This is a genomic window from Salinispora cortesiana (assembly GCF_000484695.1).
Lineage (GTDB): Bacteria > Actinomycetota > Actinomycetes > Mycobacteriales > Micromonosporaceae > Micromonospora > Micromonospora cortesiana.
Map to the genome: position 1 here is coordinate 1 of NZ_AXVR01000032.1, position 18,970 is coordinate 18,970.

General features: G+C 71.9%; 14 protein-coding genes. 10 read left to right on the top strand and 4 right to left on the bottom strand.

The annotated features are described in order from the left end of the window. Positions 1-479: 479 nt before the first annotated feature. Positions 480-4,109: an ABC transporter ATP-binding protein gene (locus K228_RS0115020; RefSeq protein ID WP_025619176.1), complete on the top strand. Its 3,630-nt coding sequence runs from the start codon at positions 480-482 to the stop codon at positions 4,107-4,109. 125 nt (positions 4,110-4,234) lie between these two features. Here the strand turns inward: K228_RS0115020 and K228_RS0115025 are convergent, their stop codons facing one another. Beyond that, positions 4,235-5,542, bottom strand: coding sequence for a dicarboxylate/amino acid:cation symporter (locus K228_RS0115025; protein ID WP_025619177.1), 1,308 nt, complete (start codon positions 5,540-5,542; stop codon positions 4,235-4,237). A 359-nt stretch (positions 5,543-5,901) separates the two neighbouring features. On the opposite strand from K228_RS0115025, the gene pcaF reads away from it, so the two are divergent. The 5 genes from pcaF to K228_RS0115055 all read left to right on the top strand — a co-directional run bounded on the left by pcaF (position 5,902) and on the right by K228_RS0115055 (position 12,175). Beyond that, on the top strand, positions 5,902-7,107 hold the full coding sequence (gene pcaF / locus K228_RS0115035; RefSeq protein ID WP_025619178.1) for a 3-oxoadipyl-CoA thiolase: 1,206 nt from the start codon (positions 5,902-5,904) through the stop codon (positions 7,105-7,107). 161 nt (positions 7,108-7,268) lie between these two features. Beyond that, positions 7,269-8,087: an SAM-dependent methyltransferase gene (locus K228_RS0115040; RefSeq protein WP_025619179.1), complete on the top strand. Its 819-nt coding sequence runs from the start codon at positions 7,269-7,271 to the stop codon at positions 8,085-8,087. A gap of 5 nt (positions 8,088-8,092) precedes the next feature. Next, on the top strand, positions 8,093-10,255 hold the full coding sequence (locus K228_RS0115045) for a putative bifunctional diguanylate cyclase/phosphodiesterase (RefSeq protein WP_025619180.1): 2,163 nt from the start codon (positions 8,093-8,095) through the stop codon (positions 10,253-10,255). Positions 10,256-10,607: 352 nt separating this feature from the next. Then, the gene (map, locus tag K228_RS0115050; protein ID WP_025619181.1) at positions 10,608-11,465 is read left to right on the top strand and encodes a type I methionyl aminopeptidase; all 858 of its coding nucleotides are present in this window, start codon (positions 10,608-10,610) and stop codon (positions 11,463-11,465) included. After that, entirely contained in the window at positions 11,462-12,175 is a 714-nt protein-coding gene (locus tag K228_RS0115055; protein ID WP_025619182.1) for a VIT1/CCC1 transporter family protein, read from the top strand. Before map ends, K228_RS0115055 begins: the two co-directional genes overlap by 4 nt. A gap of 12 nt (positions 12,176-12,187) precedes the next feature. Here K228_RS0115055 and K228_RS0115060 read toward each other — a convergent pair whose 3' ends face one another. The 3 genes from K228_RS0115060 to K228_RS25650 all read right to left on the bottom strand — a co-directional run bounded on the left by K228_RS0115060 (position 12,188) and on the right by K228_RS25650 (position 13,616). After that, the gene (locus K228_RS0115060) at positions 12,188-12,658 is read right to left on the bottom strand and encodes a nitroreductase family deazaflavin-dependent oxidoreductase (protein ID WP_025619183.1); all 471 of its coding nucleotides are present in this window, start codon (positions 12,656-12,658) and stop codon (positions 12,188-12,190) included. Between the two features lie 62 nt (positions 12,659-12,720). Then, positions 12,721-13,164: a ferritin-like domain-containing protein gene (locus K228_RS0115065; protein ID WP_025619184.1), complete on the bottom strand. Its 444-nt coding sequence runs from the start codon at positions 13,162-13,164 to the stop codon at positions 12,721-12,723. Further along, positions 13,161-13,616, bottom strand: coding sequence for a hypothetical protein (locus tag K228_RS25650; protein ID WP_080671611.1), 456 nt, complete (start codon positions 13,614-13,616; stop codon positions 13,161-13,163). Before K228_RS25650 ends, K228_RS0115065 begins: the two co-directional genes overlap by 4 nt. 217 nt (positions 13,617-13,833) lie before the next feature. Here K228_RS25650 and rimP point away from each other — a divergent pair, with 217 nt between their 5' ends. The 4 genes from rimP to infB all read left to right on the top strand — a co-directional run bounded on the left by rimP (position 13,834) and on the right by infB (position 18,959). After that, positions 13,834-14,490, top strand: coding sequence for a ribosome maturation factor RimP (gene rimP / locus K228_RS0115075; RefSeq protein WP_025619186.1), 657 nt, complete (start codon positions 13,834-13,836; stop codon positions 14,488-14,490). Beyond that, positions 14,487-15,530: a transcription termination factor NusA gene (nusA, locus tag K228_RS0115080; RefSeq protein ID WP_025619187.1), complete on the top strand. Its 1,044-nt coding sequence runs from the start codon at positions 14,487-14,489 to the stop codon at positions 15,528-15,530. The genes rimP and nusA overlap by 4 nt, the downstream gene beginning before the upstream one ends. Positions 15,531-15,545: 15 nt before the next feature. Next, positions 15,546-15,878 (top strand): YlxR family protein, encoded by a 333-nt coding sequence (locus tag K228_RS27240; protein ID WP_025619188.1) that lies wholly within the window; start codon positions 15,546-15,548, stop codon positions 15,876-15,878. A 93-nt stretch (positions 15,879-15,971) separates the two neighbouring features. Then, a complete protein-coding gene (gene infB / locus K228_RS0115090) occupies positions 15,972-18,959 on the top strand; it encodes a translation initiation factor IF-2 (RefSeq protein ID WP_025619189.1) in 2,988 nt (995 codons plus the stop codon). Positions 18,960-18,970 lie beyond the last annotated feature (11 nt).

Sequence of the window (18,970 nt, forward strand, 5' to 3'; positions counted from 1 at the left end):
CACGCCCACAGGGGGTCAGGCGGCAAAAGGGGTGCAAGCACCGTCCGGCGCTCAAAAGATCACAAGAAAAAGAGGGCGGCGACCGCGGGTCTCACGGGGGACGCGCACGGCGCCGGGTCCAGATGTAACGACCGACCAGCCACCACCATTCCCGGCGACCCGCACCCGGCGTCACCCACCTGAGCGAGGCGCCTGCTCGGCCGTACGCAGGGTGTAACACCCCCACGCCCCCCGAGATTCCACGACCACCATGCCCCCGACCACACCACCAAATGGGCATCAATCGGATACCAGTGAACTGTGCGCTGAAGAGCCCCAGACAACGCGCAGCGCGGTCTGTCGCCAATCCGGTACTCGCAGTCAGCTTGGCTGGCGTCCCGACGGGGTGCCCCCGGTCGGCAGGGCCAAAATGCGTTGAGCGACGGGTCCCCGCCGGGCGAGGCTGGGCGTTCCAACGCCGCTCGTCGTAAGGGTTTCCCGTGCGCCTGCTCCGTGACCTGTGGGCCACCGCGCCCCGCCGCATGACGATCGTGGGCATCCTGGTTCTGCTCGGCGCCAGCGGTCAGGCCGCTGCCGCCGCGTTGGCCGGGCCGGTTCTGGTGCACCGCTCAGTGGGTGCCTTCGCCCTGCTCGCGGTGGCGCTGATCGCCGCCGTGATCAGTGCTCTCGTGGTCGATCTGGTGCTGGCCGGGGTGTCCGCCGACTGGTCCGCAGCCGTCCGGCGCCGGCTCTGCCGGGTCGCCTTCGGGCAGGACCTGCCCACCTTGGAGGCGACACCGGTTGGCGAGCTGCTTGACCGGATCGACGGCGACGTCTATGACGTAGCCGCCGGGGTCCGATCGCAGGGTATCCGCATCGCCCAGATGCTGACCGCGGGCCTGTTCTCCGCGGTCGTCGCACTAGGTGTCTGGTGGCCGGCCGGGCTGACCATGCTGCTGCTCGTCGGTGTCCTCGCCGTCGGCCTGCGCCGGACCACCGCCCGCATTGTTCCGGCCCGGATGGCCGAGGAAGCGGCCTGGTCCGACCTGGCTGCGGTGATGGAGGAGGCCGTCCACGGCCAGGATGACGTGCGGACCAGCCTCGCCCAGCCGTACGTGTTGCGGCTCTGGGCCACCCGGGCGGCGGCCGTGCTCGCCCGGGCGATGCCGGTGTGGCGGATGTCGACCCGGGTCGCCACCACCGCGGTCGGCGTCACCAGCGTCGGGATCGCCGCGGTGGTGCTCGCGGGAGCCTGGGCGCTGGCCAACGGGTGGGTGGACAGCGCCCGGCTGACCGCCGTGTGGCTGCTCGCCGTCGCTTTCGGCGTGACCGTCGAGCACGTCAGCCGGCTGGTGCCGGAGATCCAGTACATGCTCGGTGCCTGGGGTCGCGTAGGGCTGCTGGCGGGTTCTCCGCAGGAGCCGGTGGGCGGGCTGACGCCGGTCGACGGCGAGCTGACGGTGCGGGGTCTGACCTTCCAGTACCCGGTGGCCGAGGGCAGCGGTGGGCCGGCCCTGCGCGACATCCACCTCACCTTCACCCGTGGCCGTTCGTACGCCCTGGTCGGCCGGACCGGTTCGGGTAAGTCCACGCTGGCGAAGGTGCTCACCCGGGCGGTCGATGTGCCGGCCGGGACGGTCCTGCTCGGCGGCCGCGATCTGCGCGACATCGATGTCGAGAAGCTGCGCCAATGGGTGGCGGTGGTGCCACAGCGTACCGAGATCCTGGCCGGCACCCTCGCCGAGAACATCGCCCTCTTCGACCCGGACCTGCTCGACGCCGCCGCCGACGCCCTGCGCGAACTGGGCCTCGACGGCTGGGCCACCGAACTCCCCGACGGGCTGCGGACCCGGCTCGGTGAGGGTGGGCACGTCCTCTCGGCCGGACAGGAGCAACTGGTCGCGTTCGCCCGGATTCTGGTGCGGGACCCGCACGTGGTGATCCTGGACGAGGCGACCGCCCGGCTCGACCCGGTCACCGAGGCGCGGGTGCAGGCGGCCACCGAACGGCTGCTGCGCGACCGGATCGGCATCGTCATCGCGCACCGGCTCTCCTCGGTCCGGCACTGCGACGAGGTGGTGGTGCTGGCCGACGGCGCGGTACTGGAGGCCGGGCCGCTGCGGGAGTCGGGTCGTTTTGCTGAACTGCTGGCCATCAGCGACGGCGTGATCAGCGACGGCGTGATCAGCGACGCTGTCACCCCGGCCGGCACCCCCGTCAGCACCGGCGTCCACGCGCCCGTTCAGGTCGGCATCGGCGGTGGTGGTCCCGGCCCCACCAGCGGTAGCGGCGTCGGCATCGGCGTCGGCGTTGGGCTGCTGGACGGGCCGGAGCCGGACGCCGGGCCCGAACCCGCCCCGGCGACGCCCACGGCGCCGGTCCCCGTGGACGTCTCGCCGTCGGCCGAGGAACGCCGGCCGGCGGCTGGGGATACCTCGCCCCCACCAGTGGCGTCCCTTGGTCGAACGCTGCGGGAGGTCTTCCGGCTGCTCGGCAACGACCCACGGTACGGGCTGGCGGCCATGGCACCCTTCGTGGTGCTGGTGTTGGTCGGCCTGGACGGCCCGGTGCTGCCGTGGCTCTGGGCGGATGTGGTCGACGGCGTCGGTGAGCCGTTGCTGCCGGCGCTCGGCATCGCGGCCGGGCTGCTGGTCACGCTGCCCATCCACTGGTATTCGGCGCTGTGGTTCCAGAACTGGTGGGTGCGACAGATGCTGCGGATCAACCTTCGGCTGGTGCATGGGCAGACCGGGCACCGGCGGGTCAGCGGCTACACCCCCGCCGAGGTGGTCGCCCAGGGCGGTGACACCGAACGGGTCGTGGAGCTCGCCGACAACATGGTGGACCAGTTCTTCGGCCTGGTCCTGCTGGTGGCGATGACCGTGATCTCCGGCAGCGTCGTACCCGGACTCTTCTTCCTCGGGACGATGGTGGTGTCCGCGCTGGTGGCCGCCTTGTTCGGCCCGGCCCTGGAGCGCAGCGCACGGGGGACGGTGACGGCGCGGGCCGCGTACGCGACCGCGTTGGTCTCCGGGCTCTCCGCCGCGCGGACGGTGAAGCTGGCCGGCGCGACCGGGCCGGTGCTCGACCATCTCGCCGACCTGGATGCCATCCGGAGCGAGCGCCAGCGTCGGGAGATCACCACCCAGGTGTGGTCCCGCTCCACGCCGTCGTTGGTCAGCGGGCTGCTACCGATCGGTGCGTGGGCGCTGTTCCTGGCCGGTGTTCTGTCGGCCGGCGCGACCCTGGTCGCCGTCTCCACGCTCGTCGCGGCGCGCTGGATCGCCTGGACCGCGGCGTCGCTGCTCTCCCAGGTGCCGTCGGCTCGGGTATGGACCCAGCGGACGGTGGCGATGACCGGGGCGCCGGCGTACTCGGCGGCGCTGCCGGGGGTCGACCCGGCGGCCGGTACCGCTCCGGTGCCGCCGGCGCCGGCGCGGCACCCGCTGCGTCGGCTCGAGTTGGCCGGGTTTGGGGTCCGGCACACGGACGGGGTGGCGGCGGTCCGCGATGTCGACCTGACGATCGAACGCGGCCAGCTCGTCCTGGTGGTCGGTCCGGTCGGTTCGGGCAAGTCGTCGCTGCTGCGGGCCCTCGCCGGGATCGTGCCGCACACCGGCCGGCTGATGTGGAACGGCGTGCCGGTGACCGAGCCGGAGCTGTTTCTCCGCCCGCACCAGGTCGGCTACGTCGGTCAGCAGCCCCGGGTGCTCTCCGGGACGGTCGCCGACAACATCACCCTCGGCTATCCGGCCGACGCCGCCGCGGCGGCGTCCACCGCCCAGCTCGAGCCGGACCTGGCGGCCTCCGGGGCCGGTCTCGGGCTGGTCATCGGGCACAAGGGCACCCGGCTCTCGGGCGGGCAGCTGCAGCGGCTCGCGCTGGCCCGTGCGCTCGCCCCGCGGACCGAGCTGCTGGTCGCCGACGACGTCTCCTCCGCGTTGGATGTCACCACGGAGCTGGCGCTCTGGGCGGCGCTGCGACGGCACGGGGTCACGGTACTGGGGTCGACCTCGAAACGGGCGGCGCTGCTCCGCGCCGACCACGTCCTGGTGCTGGACGACGGCCGGGTGGCCGCCCAGGGCCGCTGGTGTGAGCTGGCGGCCCAGTGGTCGCACCTGGCCGGCTGACGGGAAGCCCCGGTGCTGGGGCGCGGGGTGCCGGTCGGGTCGGTCGGGACCGACGTCGGCCCCCGCCCCAGCACCGACGCCGGCCCCGCCCCCAGTACCGGGGCGGGGCCGGGCGGGGGATCCGCTCAGGCGGGAGCCAGGGCCGGCTCTTCGCGCTGGCCGGGCCGGGAATCGCGCTCCACCGGGTCCTCGTCAACCAGGCTCCGCCGGCCGGCCGAGTCGTACGCGGTCCGGTCGAGGGTGCCCTCCCGGGCCGCCACGATCGTCGGCACGAGGGCCTGCCCGGCGACGTTGGTCGCGGTGCGGACCATGTCCAGGATGGGGTCGATGGCCAGCAGCAGGCCCGCGCCGGCCAGCGGCAGGCCGAGCGTGCTCAGCGTCAGCGTCAGCATGACGATCGCGCCGGTGAGCCCGGCGGTCGCCGCCGAGCCGACCACGGAGACGAAGGCGATCAGCAGGTAGTCGGTGACGCCCAGCTCCACCCCGAAGACCTGCGCCACGAAGATGGCGGCCAGGGCCGGGTAGATCGCCGCGCAGCCGTCCATCTTCGTGGTGGCGCCGAACGGGACCGCGAACGAGGCGTACTCGCGGGGGACCCCCAGCCGCTCGACCGCGCGCTGGGTCACCGGCATGGTGCCGACCGAGGAGCGGGAGACGAAGGCCAGCTGGATCGCCGGACCGGCGCCGGCGAAGAAGCGCAGCGGGTTGAGTCGGCCGGCGCCGAGCAGCAGCAGCGGGTAGACCACGAACAGCACGATCGCGCAGCCGACGTAGACGGCGGTGGTGAAGCGGGCCAGCGGGGCCAGCAGGTCCCAGCCGTACGTGGCGACGGCCTTGCCGATCAGGCCCAGGGTCCCGATCGGGGCGAGCCGGATCACCCACCACAGCGCCTTCTGGACGATCTCCAGTAGGGCCCGGTTGAGTGCGACGAACGGCTCGGCGGGCGGGCCGACCAGCAGGGCCGCCGCGCCGATCACAAGGGCGAGGAAGACGATCTGGAGGACGTTGCCCTCGACGAAGGCACCGACCGGGTTGGTCGGGACGATGCCGGTGAGGAAGTCGGTCCAGGAGCCGGTCCTGGTCGGGGCGGTGGCGTCGGCCGTGTCCAGGGCGACCCCGCGGCCGGGGTTGGTGAGAAGCCCGAGGCCGATGCCGATGCTGACCGCGATGAGCGCGGTGGCGCCGAACCAGAGCAGGGTGCGCAGCGCCAGCCGGGCGGCGTTGGCCACGCCCCGCAGACTGACCACGCTGATCACGATGGCGGTGAAGACCAGGGGTGGCACGGCGAGCTTGAGTAGCTGGACGAAGAGGCCACCGACGATGTCGAGGCCACTGGCCAGCCAGCTCAGTTCACCGGCCCGGGCGAGGTAGCCGAGGGCCACGCCGAGGGCGAGGCCGAGCAGAATCTGCACAGAAAAGGGGATCTTGCGCATGAAAGGTCCAAGTCTGGAAGAGCGAAAGGTGCGGGCGGCGTCAGAGGTGCGGCCGCGCCGGACAGACACCGCTGGCCTGCCGTCGAAGATCGACGTACAAGCGCACGGTGAGATTCCAGACGTTGGTCATTGCCGGACGACGTTACACGGCTCTTCGCTGGCTGGGGGGCCATGAACCGGTGACCCTCCCCACTCTGCTGGTCCGGGCCGGCACCGCACCGTCGACCTCGCCGACGTGGGCCGGCATCCCTGCACCGTCGACCTCGCCGGTCCGGGCATCGATATCCTGACGCCGGAGCGTCGCCCGGGATCCGGGTCCGTTCCACCCCCCGACCCTTCCCATCCCCGAAGGACTCGCGATGACCGTGGCATATCTGGTGGCTGGTGTCCGTACCCCGATCGGGAGGTACGCCGGGGCGCTCGCCGGCGTCCGCCCCGACGACCTGGCCGCGCACGTGATCCGGGAGCTGGTCACGCGGCACCCGACGGTGGACTGGGCCCGGACCGACGATGTGCTCCTGGGCTGCGCGAACCAGGCCGGTGAGGACAACCGCAACGTGGCCCGGATGGCGGCGCTGCTCGGTGGGCTGCCCGAGCAGGTGCCCGGCAGCACGGTCAACCGGCTCTGCGGCTCCGGCCTGGACGCCCTCGCCCTCGCCGCCCGCTCCGTCGTCGCCGGCGAGGCTGACCTGGTGCTGGCCGGCGGGGTGGAGAGCATGAGCCGGGCGCCGTTCGTGTTGCCCAAGGCCGAGACCGCGTTCTCCCGTAACGCGGAGGTCTACGACACGACCATCGGCTGGCGGCTGGTGAACCCGTTGCTGGAACAGGGGTGGGGCATCGACTCGATGCCGGAGACCGCGGAGAACGTGGCCGCCGAGTACGGCGTCGCGCGTGCCACCCAGGACGAGTTCGCGTACCGCTCCCAGCAGCGCGCGGCCAAGGCCCAGGCCGACGGTCGGCTCGCCGAGGAGATCGTGCCGGTGTCGGCTCCCGCCGGTCGGCGGGGGACCACGCTGGTCGAGGTCGACGAACATCCGCGGGAGACGTCGCTGGCGAAGCTGGCCGCGCTGCCCACCCCGTTCCGGGCGGGGGGCACGATCACCGCCGGTAACTCCTCCGGTGTCAACGACGGTGCGGTGGCGCTGCTGGTGGCCTCCGAGGCGGCACTCACGCGGTACGACCTGACCCCACTGGCCCGGGTCGTCGGCTCCGCCGCGGCCGGTGTGCCACCGCGGGTGATGGGCGTCGGTCCGGTGCCGGCCACCCGCCGGCTCCTCGACCGGCTCGGCCTGGGGGTGGGCGACCTGGACGTGGTCGAGCTGAACGAGGCGTTCGCCGCGCAGGCGGTGGCGGTCCTGCGGGAACTGGGGTTGCCGGAGGACGCCGAGCATGTCAACCCCAACGGGGGCGCGATCGCGTTGGGGCATCCGCTCGGCGCGAGTGGGGCCCGGCTGGCGCTGACCGCTGCCCTGGAGCTGCGTCGCCGGGGCGGCCGGCGGGCGCTGGCCACCATGTGTGTCGGGGTGGGCCAGGGCTTTTCGCTGCTGTTGGAGTCCGTGGGGTGATCGGTGGCGGCCCCCGCCTGGGCCCTCCCGCCCGGATTGACGCGCGCCTACAGTTGTCTGCATCAAACGATCCGCGGGTCGGCCGGTGGCCTCCGCGTGTCCGCACGCGTCTCGACACCGGCACCCTCCCGCACCGCGGCGGCGAACTGGGGTGTAACACTGTGCAGAAGCAGGACGGACTTCCCGCCGAGATCGACCTTTCTCGCCCGAGCGCGGCCCGGGTGTATGACTACTTTCTCGGCGGGGCCCACAATTTCGAGATCGATCGGCGGCTCGCCGAGCAGATCGCCAGCATGACGCCGAACCTCGCCGGCACCATGCGCGCCGGTCGCGAGTTTCTCCGCCGCGCGGTCCGGGTGCTGCTGCACGATGGCATCGACCAGTTCCTCGACATCGGCTCCGGCATCCCGACCGTCGGAAACGTGCACGAGGTGGCCCAGGCGGTCAACCCGAACGCCCGGATCGTCTACGTCGACATCGACCCGGTCGCGGTGGCGCACAGCCGGGAACTGCTGGTGGGTAACGACCGGACCGGAGTCATCCACGCCGACCTGCGCGATCCCGAGTACATCCTGGCGCAGGCCCGGGAGCTGAAGCTGCTGGACTTCGACCGGCCGCTGGGCATCCTGCTCGCCGGGGTGGTGCACTTCGTCGGTGACGACGACCGCCCGGGGGACCTCCTCGCCACGCTTCGGGCCGCCGCCGCGCCCGGCAGCTGCCTGGTGATCTCGCACTCCACATTCGAGGAGCAGCCACGGGAGATGCTCGATGCCCAGCGGTTGTCGGCGCGTACCGACACCGAGATCACGCTGCGCTCCCGCGCCGAGATCACCGGCTTCTTCGGGGACTGGACCCTCCTGGAGCCGGGCGTGGTCCACATGCCGTTGTGGCGGCCGGACTCCGCCTCCGACGTGGATGACAATCCGGAGCAGTTCGGCGCCTTCGGCGGGGTTGCCCGCCACGACCAATCGGTCGGCTGATCGCGGTGGCCGTCGTCCTGGAGTCCGGAGGGCGTGACCGCAGCCAGGCCGGTGCCCAGGGGTATGCGGCCGAGTGGGCCCGCGCCGTACGCCGGCTCGGTTTCGTCCCGTTCAGCGCTGAGGAGACCCAGCGGCTGTTGCACCTGCACACCGTCCGGCTGGCCCAGGCGCTGCGCGCCGAGCCCTTCTCGTCCCAACCTGCGGCCCAGGTCGGCCAGGCACTGGCCGAGGCGCACCTGACCGAGCCGGGGGTGCTCGACTGGTCGGTCCGGGCGCTCGGTGACCGGTTCCTCGCCCGGGTGCTGCCCGACCTGGTCGGTACGGCGGAGGCGGCGACTCGGGTCGCGGCGTTGCAGGGCGCGATGGCAGCCGGATTCGCCGGCGCGTTGCGGGACCGTACCTTCACCCAGCAGGAGCGGATCGCGCGCTCGGCCTGGCAGGCGCGGGACGAGGTGGAGCAGGCGCTGCGGGACAGCGAGGCCCGGTTCCGCGCGGTCTTCTCCGGTGCCGCCATCGGGATCGGGATCGGCTTGGTCGACGGCCAGATCATCGATGTCAATCAGGTCTTCGCCGACATGCTCGGCTACACGATCGAGGAGCTGCGGCGGCGCAACGTGTCGTCGCTGTTTCACCCCGACGACGCGGCCGGGATCTGGGAGCTGTACCAGGAGGTCGTTGAGGGCAAGCGGGACTCCGTCCGGGTCGAGAAGCGGTACTACCGCAAGGACGGCACGGCCGTCTGGACCGACCTGGCGGTGTCGTTGGTCCGGTATGACGACGGCCGTCCCCGGTTCACCGTCGCGGTGGTCGAGGACATCACCGAGCGCTACGAGCTCCAGCAGCGCCTTCGGTTTCAGGCACTGCACGACCCGCTCACCGGCCTGCCCAACCGGACCCTCTTCTTCGAGACCCTCGGGGTGGTCTTCGACAACGCCGGCGCCGGCCGCCCGGTCGGGGTCTGCTTCCTGGATCTGGACGGGTTCAAGGCGGTCAACGACAGCCTCGGTCACGATCTGGGCGACCAGCTGCTGGTGGTGATCGCCGATCGGTTGTCGGACTGCGTCGCCGGGTTCGGGCATCTGGTGGCCCGGATGGGGGGCGACGAGTTCGTCATCCTGGTCGACGACGGGGAGTCCCTCGACGACGTGGTGAGCGTCGCGGAGGCCGCACTCGCGGCCGTCGCCGCACCGATTCGGATCGGTGACCACCAGCTCATGGTCTCGGCGAGCGTCGGCATCGTCGAGTGCCCGGTGCACACGACCGACCCGTCGGAGCTGATGAAGGCGGCCGACACCACGCTGTACTGGGCCAAGGCCGAGGGGCGTGGCCGGTGGGCGGTCTGGGACCGGGAGCGCAGCGCACGTGAGATCGCCCGGTCCACGTTGGCCGCCGGGCTGCCGGCGGCCTTGGAGCGGGGTGAGTTCGTGCTGGACTACCAGCCGATCGTCTCCCTGCAGGACGGATCGATGCTGGCCGTGGAGGCGCTCGTCCGCTGGCAGCATCCCCAGCTGGGTTGGCTTGGCCCGGCCCGGTTCATCGGGCTGGCCGAGGAGACCGGGTTGATCGTCCAACTCGGGGAGTGGGTGCTGCGCCAGGCGTGCCGGGACGCCGATACCTGGCGACGTGAGGTTCCGGAGGCTCGCCTGGTCGTCAGCGTCAACCTCGCCGCGCGTCAGGTGGAACACCCCGACATCGTGGACATGGTGGCGGAGGCGTTGACCGACAGTGGGCTCCCCGCCGAGCTCCTGCAGCTGGAGCTGACCGAGAGCGCCGTGATGGGTACCGCGGGGGAGCCGCTGCGGGCGTTGCACCGGCTCGCCGAGCTGGGGGTGGGGCTGGCGATCGACGACTTCGGCACCGGCTACTCGAATCTGGCGTATCTGCGCCGGTTGCCGATCCGGACGCTGAAGTTGGCGGGCCCGTTCGTGGAGGGGCTGCGCGAGGACGGCACAGAGCGGGCGGTCGGCCATCGGGACGAGCAGATCGTGGACGCCCTGGTGCGGTTGGCGCGGGCGCTCGGGTTGTCGGTCACCGCCGAGGCGGTGGAGACCGGGGTGCAGGCCGAGCGGCTGCGGGCACTGCGGTGCGACACCGGGCAGGGCTACTGGTTCGGTGTGCCGGGGCCGGCGGGTGAGATCACGGCCCGGCTCCGGGGACAGCGCACCTGAGGGCATTTCCCCGCCCAACCGAGCGTTCGCCGCCGTGGATCGGAGGTGCGCCCTGGATCGGAGGTGCGCCGTGGGCGGGGAGCGGCGCTGTGGGGCAGGGAGCGGCGGCGCGGAACCCGTCGGGTACGGCGGTCACCGTACGTGAGAGAGAGGTCGGGTCCCGGCCACCGCTCCGCCGGGCGTTGCCGAGCGCCCGGCGCTGGCCCGTCCGGATCGGGCCTGGTCACCGCAGTCAGGATGCGGCCGGGGCCGGCAGTGAGGCAAATCATTTCGGGCGGCGCACGCTCGGCCGTGGCGGCCGGGGCACGATGGGCGCCCCGCGGTGTCGAGGTCGCAGCGTTAGGCTTGCGCCATGACCGTCCGTGCACCGTTGACCCCCGGCACGCTCTCTCCCTGGCGACAGGTGCCCGCCCACATTCCCCGACCCGAGTACGTGGGCAAGAAAGAGCCCAAACAATGGCGTGGCTCACACGTGCAGACTCCGGAGACCATCGAGCGGATGCGGGCCGCCGGGCGGTTGGCGGCGCAGGCCATTGCGCTCGCGGGCGAGCACTGCAAGCCGGGGGTCTCCACCGACGAGATCGACAAGGTGGTGCACGAGTTCCTCTGTGACCACGGCGCCTACCCGTCAACGCTGGGCTATCGGGGGTTCCCCAAGTCCTGCTGCACCAGCCTGAACGAGGTGATCTGCCACGGCATCCCCGACTCGACGGTGCTTCAGGACGGTGACATCATCAACGTCGATGTCACCGCCTTCCTCGACGGGGTGCACGGCGACACCGATGCCACCTTCTGCGTGGGGGAGGTGAGCGAGGAGGTCCGGTTGCTGGTCGAGCGGACCCACAAGGCGACGATGCGGGGCATTCGGGCGGTCGCCCCCGGTCGGCAGATCAACGTGATCGGTCGGGTGATCGAGTCGTACGCGAAGCGCTTCGGCTACGGCGTGGTGCGTGACTTCACCGGGCACGGCATCGGCGCGGCGTTCCACAGCGGGCTCTATGTGCCGCACTACGACAGCCCCCGGCCCACCGACGTGATGGAGCCGGGCATGACCTTCACCATCGAGCCGATGATCACCCTCGGCACCCACCAGTACGACATGTGGGATGACGGCTGGACCGTGGTGACCAAGGACCGAAAGTGGACCGCCCAGTTCGAGCACACGATTCTCGTGACCGACGACGGATACGAGATCCTCACCCTGCCGTGACCGAGACCCCGGCGGCGCTGCGGGAGGCGCACCACGCGGACGTCTCCGGCGGCTGGCTGCGCCCCGCGGTCTTCGGAGCGATGGACGGACTGGTCACCAACATCGCCCTGATCGCGGGGGTGGGGGGTGGCGGGGTGTCGGCGCGTGCCGTGCTCCTCACCGGCACCGCCGGCCTGGTTGCCGGGGCCATCTCCATGGGGCTGGGGGAATACACCAGCGTCCGGTCGGCCAACGAACAGGTCGCCGCGGAGGTGGCCAAGGAGCGGCGGGAGCTGGAACGGCATCCCGAGGTCGAGGCGCGTGAACTGGCGGACACCTGGGTGGCCCGCGGCCTGCCCCGGGAGCTTGCGACGCAGGTCGCGGAGGTGGTGCGGCGCAACCCCGAGGAGGCGCTGCGGGTACACGTCCGGGAGGAGTTGGGCGTCGACCCGGACGACCAGCCGAGCCCGTGGACGGCGGCGATCTCGTCCTTCGTCTGCTTCTCCGTCGGCGCCCTGATGCCCCTGCTGCCCTACCTGCTCGGCAGCACCAGTCTCTGGCTGGCGCTCGGTGTCGGCGGCCTCGGCCTCTTCCTGGCCGGCGCGATCGTCGCCCGGTTCACCAGCCGGCGCTGGTGGGCGGCGGGCCTGCGTCAGCTGCTGCTGGGTGGCCTCGCCGCCGCCGCGACCTACGGCATCGGCACCATGATCGGTATTCAGGGTGGGCTGTAGGAGGAGTTCCGGCTACCCGGCGACGGGTGCCAGCCGGAAGATGTGGATTTTGCGGTCGCCGGCCCGCTGCACGTAGGTCTGGTAGGCCGGCCACTCGGTCACCAGCAACTGCCAGAGTCGGTCCCGTTCGGCGTCCTCGGGCGTGTCGGCGCGGACCGGAAACCGGCGCCCCTTGATGTCCACCTCGGCGTGGGGGGCGGCGAGCAGGTTCAACGCCCAGGCGGGCTGGTGGTTCTGTCCCCAGTTCGACCCGACCACCACGTAGCCGTCCCCGTCCGGCACGTACAGCAGGGGGTTGCTGCGGGGTTTGCCGGAGCGACGGCCGGTCGTGGTGATGACCAGCGACGGGAGCAGCCCGAGGGCGACTATCCGCCCGCGGCTGAGCCGCCCGACCGCGCGGTCAACCGGGACGAGGAGCCGGGCGGCGGTGCTGAACCAGCGGTGGTGCCCGACGCGGCGGGTGAGGGAACCCAGAATGGACATGGAGAGCATTCTGCCGCGACCTGCGGCCCGCGTCGATGCTCCGGCCCCGGTCGCCGAACGGGTCAGGCGGTCCGTCCGGGGAAGGGCGTGGTCAGCGGGGTGATCCCCGCGGTTGCCCGCCAGCGGGTGGCCCGCACCGCACAGTCAACCAGCGCCGCGAGTGCACGTTCCCGCTCGGCGCCGCTGGTGGCGGCCACCGCCGCCTGCCAGAATCCCGCCGTACGTTCCTCGACGTCAACGGCGAGCCGGAGGGCGCTTTGCTCGTCGGTGACGGGGAACGGCAGGGCGTAGCCGGCCTGGTCAGCCGGGAGGCTGTCGCCAGTGTCGGTGAGGTGCAGCACTAGGTCGTCGCGACGGCGCCGATGCGTCGCCTCGGCGTCGCGGGCCGCCTCCTGGGCGGGACCGGTCAGGCGTACCCCGATCGGGCCGTAGGCCCAGATGGCGGCGTACTCGGCGGTCAGGGCTGCGGCGTGGGCGGAGCTCGCGCCCGGGGCGGGGGTGTTCACTGCAGCGCCTCCAGGTGGCTGGCGCGGGCGGCGGCGATGCTGGCGAGCAGCGCGGCCCGTTCGGCCGGTGCGGCCAGGCAGGCCCGGGTGGCCGACTCGCCGGCCGTCCGCTCGTGTTCGCGTAGCCCGGTGAGGGTCGCTTCAGGGTCGGCGGGGGTGCTGGCGGTCGGGGTGGCCGACGGTAGGGCCACCTTGGTGATCCGGGCCAGCTCCGCCGCGTGCGCCGCGTGCGCTTCGGTGATCGGCGTCAGTCGGCCGGCCAGCGCGGGGTGCGTCGTGGCGGCGTCCCGGTAGGCCGCGGCGAGCGCGAGCGCTTCGCCCACCATGGGGGCGAGCGGGTCGGGTGGGGGCGGTTCCTCGTTGAACGGGTCACAGCCGGTGAGCGACGGTACGGCGGCGCCGAGGGTCAGGAGGGCGCCTACTCGTAGCGCTTTTCGTCGGGAATGTCTCATTCTTCCGTCCGGAAGTGGATCCCGCTGTGTCGTTTTGCCCATCACCGCCCAAGTCAACACCATGTTGGCTATCCCCGCGCGTGCCGGAGTCGGTGCGCCGGCCCATCCGACTGGCGGACGGCGCGTTACGCTCTGCGCAACCACCGGCGCGTCCGCCCCGGTGGCGTGTAGCTATGGCGACCGACCGGGCGCCGCCAACAGCAGATAGGGGCGCTAGATGAGCCAGCGTGGCCGGGCCACCAGGCCCACCGGGCCGACGGGGCGACCGCGGCGTACGGGTGGCCAACGCAGCGCCGGTCGGGTCAGCCGTGGTGGTGATCTCGCCAGCCGGCGGGCCCGGTTGCACGAGGTCGTCGAACCAGTCGTCGGCGAGGCCGGATACGACCTGGAGGAGCTGTCAATCTCCCGGGCCGGCCGGCGCCATGTGGTGCAGGTGATTGTCGACGCCGACGGCGGAATCGACCTGGACGCCGTCGCCGAGGTCTCCCGGGCTGTCTCCGCCGCCCTGGACGCGGCCGAGGAGGCGCGCGGGGACCTCGTTGCCGGGGAGTACCAGCTCGAGGTCAGCTCGCCGGGCGTGTCCCGCCCGCTCACCCTCCCCCGGCACTGGCGGCGCAACACCGGCCGTCTGGTTCGGGTCATGGTGCGGGCAGACACTGGTGACCGCCAGGTCACCGGCCGGGTGGTCGAGGCGGACGACGAGCAGGTGGTGTTGGAGACCGACGCCGGTCGGGCGGGGTGGCGCTACGCCGAGTTGGGCCCAGGTCGGGTGCAGGTCGAGTTCACTCGCCCGGGCGAGGCGGATGGCGCTGACGGTGCCGACGAGGCCGGCGATTTCGACGACGATGATGATGTGGAGGGCGAGGAGAGGTGAACATCGACCTCGCGGCGCTGCGCGCATTGGAGCGTGAGCGGGAAATCCCGTTCGACACGATCCTCGCGGCGATTGAGACCGCGCTGCTGACGGCTTACCGGCACACCGAGGGTGCGCAGCCGCACGCACGGGTGGAGATCGACCGTAAGACGGGTGCGGCCTTGGTCTTCGCCCAGGAGGTGGAGCCCGACGGCGGTGTGGTGCGGGAGTGGGACGACACCCCGCACGACTTCGGTCGGATCGCCGCGATGACCGCCAAGCAGGTGATTCTTCAGCGGCTGCGGGAGGCCACCGACGAGGTGCACTTCGGCGAGTACGTGGGTCGTGATGGTGACCTGGTGACCGGGGTGGTCCAGGCACACGAGGCGCGTGCCGAGAAGGGCATCGTCAGTGTGGACCTGGGCAAGTTGGAGGGGGTGCTGCCCCAGTCCGAGCAGGTCCCCGGTGAGCAGTACGCACACGGCGAGCGGGTGCGCTGCGTCGTGGTGCACGTGGCCAAGGGTGTACGCGGTCCGCAGGTGACCCTGTCCCGCTCGCACCCGGCGTTGGTGAAGAAGCTCTTCGCCCTCGAGGTGCCGGAGATCGCCGACGGCACGGTGGAGATCACCGCGATCGCCCGTGAGGCGGGTCACCGTACGAAGATCGCTGTCCGTTCCATCGCGGCGGGGGTGAACGCCAAGGGCGCCTGCATCGGGCCGATGGGGCAGCGGGTGCGGGCGGTCATGGGTGAGTTGCACGGGGAAAAAATCGACATTATTGACTGGTCCGAGGATCCGGCGGCCTTCGTCGGTAACGCACTCTCACCAGCCAAGGCCCTCCGGGTGGAGGTGGTTGATCTGGCCTCCCGTACCGCCCGGGTGACTGTGCCAGATTTCCAACTTTCACTGGCTATTGGGCGAGAAGGGCAGAATGCCCGGCTTGCCGCTCGATTGACCGGTTGGCGGATTGATATTCGCTCCGACGCCGAGCCGGCTCGCCCGGCGGGCGACGCCGCCGCCGATCACGTCCCGGAGCCGGGCCGCGCGATCTCCGGAGGCTAGGGGTAGACTTTCCCAGTGGTAGGACGCGCGCTGCCGGAGCGCACCTGTGTGGGTTGCCGGTCTCGAGCGTCAACCAAGGAACTGCTGCGGGTTGTCGCGGTGGGTGATGGGGCTGGTCACAGCCTTCGTCCCGACCCGGCCCGCAGGTTGCCGGGTCGGGGGGCGCACGTGCACCCAGATCCGGCCTGCTTCGCGCAGGCGGTGCGGCGTCGTGCTTTCGGGCGGGCGCTGCGCCTCACCGGGGTCCCCGACTATGGTGAGCTTGCGAAGCATATCGATGCGCCAACCACGACGTCCGGCCAACCCGACCGGACGCGGGTCGCTAGCAAGGTAGGACGACCGACATGAGCACACGATGAAGTCGCAGAAATGACCAGGCTTCAAGTGCACGAGTGAGGTCGCTGCGGGTGCTGCCCGCACGACCTCGGAATGAGGAGTGCAGTGGCAGGAAAGGCCCGCGTACACGAGCTCGCCAAGGAGCTCGGGGTCGAAAGCAAGACCGTTCTCGCCAAGCTCAAGGAGATGGGCGAGTTCGTGAAGTCCGCGTCCAGCACGGTCGAGGCGCCGGTCGCCCGACGGCTGCGTAACGCGTTCGTCAACAACGCCGGCTCGCCCGCGCCGGCGGCTCCGCCGGCGGCGACCCCGCCGACCCCGACCCCGACCCCGACTCCGACCCCTTCTCGGACCCCAACCCCGGCGCCGCCCCCGGGCGGCCCCCGCGTCACGGCCAAGCCCATGCCGCCGCGGCGGCCGGGTGCCCCGACGCCCGGCCCGAAGCCCAAGGGTCCGGTTCCGGGTCCGCCGCAGTCCGCGACACCGGCCGCCAAGCCGGCGAGCGCCCACGACATCGAGGTGGCGGCCGCCGAGGCGCGTGCCGCCGCGCTGAAGGCCGAGCAGGAGGCCGCGGTCAAGGCCGCGCAGGCTGCCCGGCAGCAGCAGCGGGACAATGTCCGGCGGGAGCCGCCCACCGAGGGTGGTCCGCGTCCGGGTCCCCGCCCTGGTCCCGGCACGATGCCGCCCCGGCCCGGCTCTCCGGCCGCCGGACGTTCCGGCGGGCCCACCCCGGGCCCCGGTCCCCGGTCCGGCGGTCGTCCGCCGGCGCGTGGCGCCGGTAACAACCCGTTCGGCATCCAGGGCGGTCAGCAGCGTCCCCCGGCCGCCGGTGCGGGTGGTCCACGGCCCAGCCCGGCCTCCATGCCGCCGCGGCCGAGCCCGGCGTCCATGCCGCCGCGGCCGAGCCCGGCTTCCATGCCGAGCCAGCGTCCCGGCCGCCCCGGCGGTCCCGGTTCCGGTCGTCCCGGCGCCGGCGCCGGCCGCCCCGGTGGCGGTGGCGGCGGCGGTTACCGCGGTGGCGGTGGCGGCGGCGGTGGATACCGCGGCGGCCCCGGTGGCGGTGGCGGCGGTGGCGGTGGTTACCGCGGCGGCCCCGGTGGCGGTGGCGGCGGTGGTTTCCGCGGCGGTCCCGGTGGCGGCCGTCCCGGTGGTCGCGGTCGCGGTGGCGGTGCCGCGGGTGCCTTCGGGCGTCCCGGTGGCCGGCCGACCCGTGGTCGCAAGTCGAAGAAGCAGCGCAGACAGGAGTTCGACAACCTGTCGGCCCCGACCATGTCCTCGGGTGCTCCCCGGGGGCAGGGCCAGACCGTCCGGTTGTCCCGAGGCGCCTCGCTGTCGGACTTCGCCGACAAGATCAACGCCAACCCGGGTTCGCTGGTCCAGGAGATGTTCAACCTGGGCGAGATGGTGACCGCGACCCAGTCCTGCTCCGACGACACCCTGCTGCTGTTGGGTGAGCACCTGGGCTTCGTCGTCCAGATCGTCAGCCCGGAGGACGAGGACCGCGAGCTGCTCGCGCAGTTCAACATCGACCTGGACGCCGAGGTGGCGGAGGACCGTCTGGTCAGCCGGCCGCCGGTGGTGACCGTCATGGGTCACGTCGACCACGGTAAGACGAAGCTTCTGGATGCGATCCGGAAGGCGAACGTGGTGGCCGGCGAGGCGGGTGGCATCACCCAGCACATCGGCGCCTACCAGGTCCACGTTCCACACGAGGACCAGGACCGGGCGATCACCTTCATCGACACCCCCGGTCACGAGGCGTTCACCGCCATGCGTGCCCGTGGCGCCCAGGTCACCGACATCGTGATCCTGGTTGTCGCGGCCGACGACGGGGTGATGCCGCAGACGATCGAGGCGTTGAACCACGCCAAGGCGGCCGACGTGCCGATCGTGGTGGCGGTCAACAAGGTCGACAAGCCGGACGCCAACCCGGACAAGGTCCGCCAGCAGCTGACCGAGTATGGACTGGTCGCCGAGGAGTACGGCGGCGACACCATGTTCGTCAACGTGGCGGCCAAGCCGGGCACCGGGATCGACAGCCTGCTCGAGGCGGTCCTGCTGACCGCGGACGCGTCGCTGGAGTTGACCGCTCCGACGGACGGCCCGGCGCAGGGTGTGGCGATCGAGGCGCACCTGGACAAGGGCCGGGGCGCGGTGGCGACGGTGCTGGTGCAGAAGGGCACCCTGCGGGCGGGCGACTCGATCGTCGCTGGCGGGGCGCACGGCCGGGTTCGGGCGATGCTCGACGAGAACGGCAACCAGGTCGCCGAGGCGGGTCCGTCTCGTCCGGTGCTGGTGCTGGGTCTGACCGCGGTGCCCGGGGCGGGCGACACGTTCCTGGCCGCCGAGGACGACCGCACCGTGCGGCAGATCGCCGAGCAGCGGCAGGCGCGGCGGCGGGCGGCGGCCTTCGCCAACTCCCGCGGTCGGGCCACCCTCGAGACGCTCATGGAGCAGCTCAAGGCGGGCGAGAAGACCTCGCTCAACCTGGTGCTCAAGGGCGACGTCTCCGGTTCCGTGGAAGCGCTCGAGGACGCCCTGTTCAACCTCGACATCCCCGAGGAGGTCCAGCTACGGATCATCCACCGGGGCGTCGGGTCGATCACCGAGAGCGACGTCATGCTCGCGAGCGCCTCGTCGGAGGCGGTCACGATCATCGGCTTCAACGTGCGGGCCGCGAACAAGGTCCGCGAGATGGCCGACCGCGAGGGCGTGGAGATTCGGTACTACACCGTCATCTACCAGGCCATCGAGGAGATCGAGGCGGCGCTCAAGGGCCTGCTCAAGCCGGAGTACGAGGAGGTCGAGCTGGGCACCGCGGAGGTCCGCGAGGTGTTCCGTTCGTCCAAGGTCGGCAATATCTCCGGCTGCATTGTCCGGTCGGGTCTGCTGCGGCGTAACGCCAAGGCTCGGCTGCTGCGCGACGGCGCGGTGGTGGCGGACAACCTCACCATCGGCTCGCTCAAGCGGTTCAAGGACGACGCGACCGAGGTGCGCGAGGGCTTCGAGTGTGGTCTGACCCTGTCCGGTTACAACAACGTCCAGGTCGGCGACGTGATCGAGACCTTCGAGATGCGGGAGAAGGCGCGCGCCTGATCCGGTAGGGA

Bases quoted from the DNA above. Each gene is read 5' to 3' on its own strand.
- K228_RS0115025 (WP_025619177.1), bottom strand. From the start codon at position 5,542: ATGCGCAAGATCCCCTTTTCTGTGCAGATTCTGCTCGGCCTCGCCCTC.
- rimP (WP_025619186.1), top strand. From the start codon at position 13,834: ATGAGCCAGCGTGGCCGGGCCACCAGGCCCACCGGGCCGACGGGGCGA.
- K228_RS0115060 (WP_025619183.1), bottom strand. From the start codon at position 12,658: ATGTCCATTCTGGGTTCCCTCACCCGCCGCGTCGGGCACCACCGCTGG.
- map (WP_025619181.1), top strand. From the start codon at position 10,608: ATGACCGTCCGTGCACCGTTGACCCCCGGCACGCTCTCTCCCTGGCGA.
- K228_RS25650 (WP_080671611.1), bottom strand. From the start codon at position 13,616: ATGAGACATTCCCGACGAAAAGCGCTACGAGTAGGCGCCCTCCTGACC.
- pcaF (WP_025619178.1), top strand. From the start codon at position 5,902: ATGACCGTGGCATATCTGGTGGCTGGTGTCCGTACCCCGATCGGGAGG.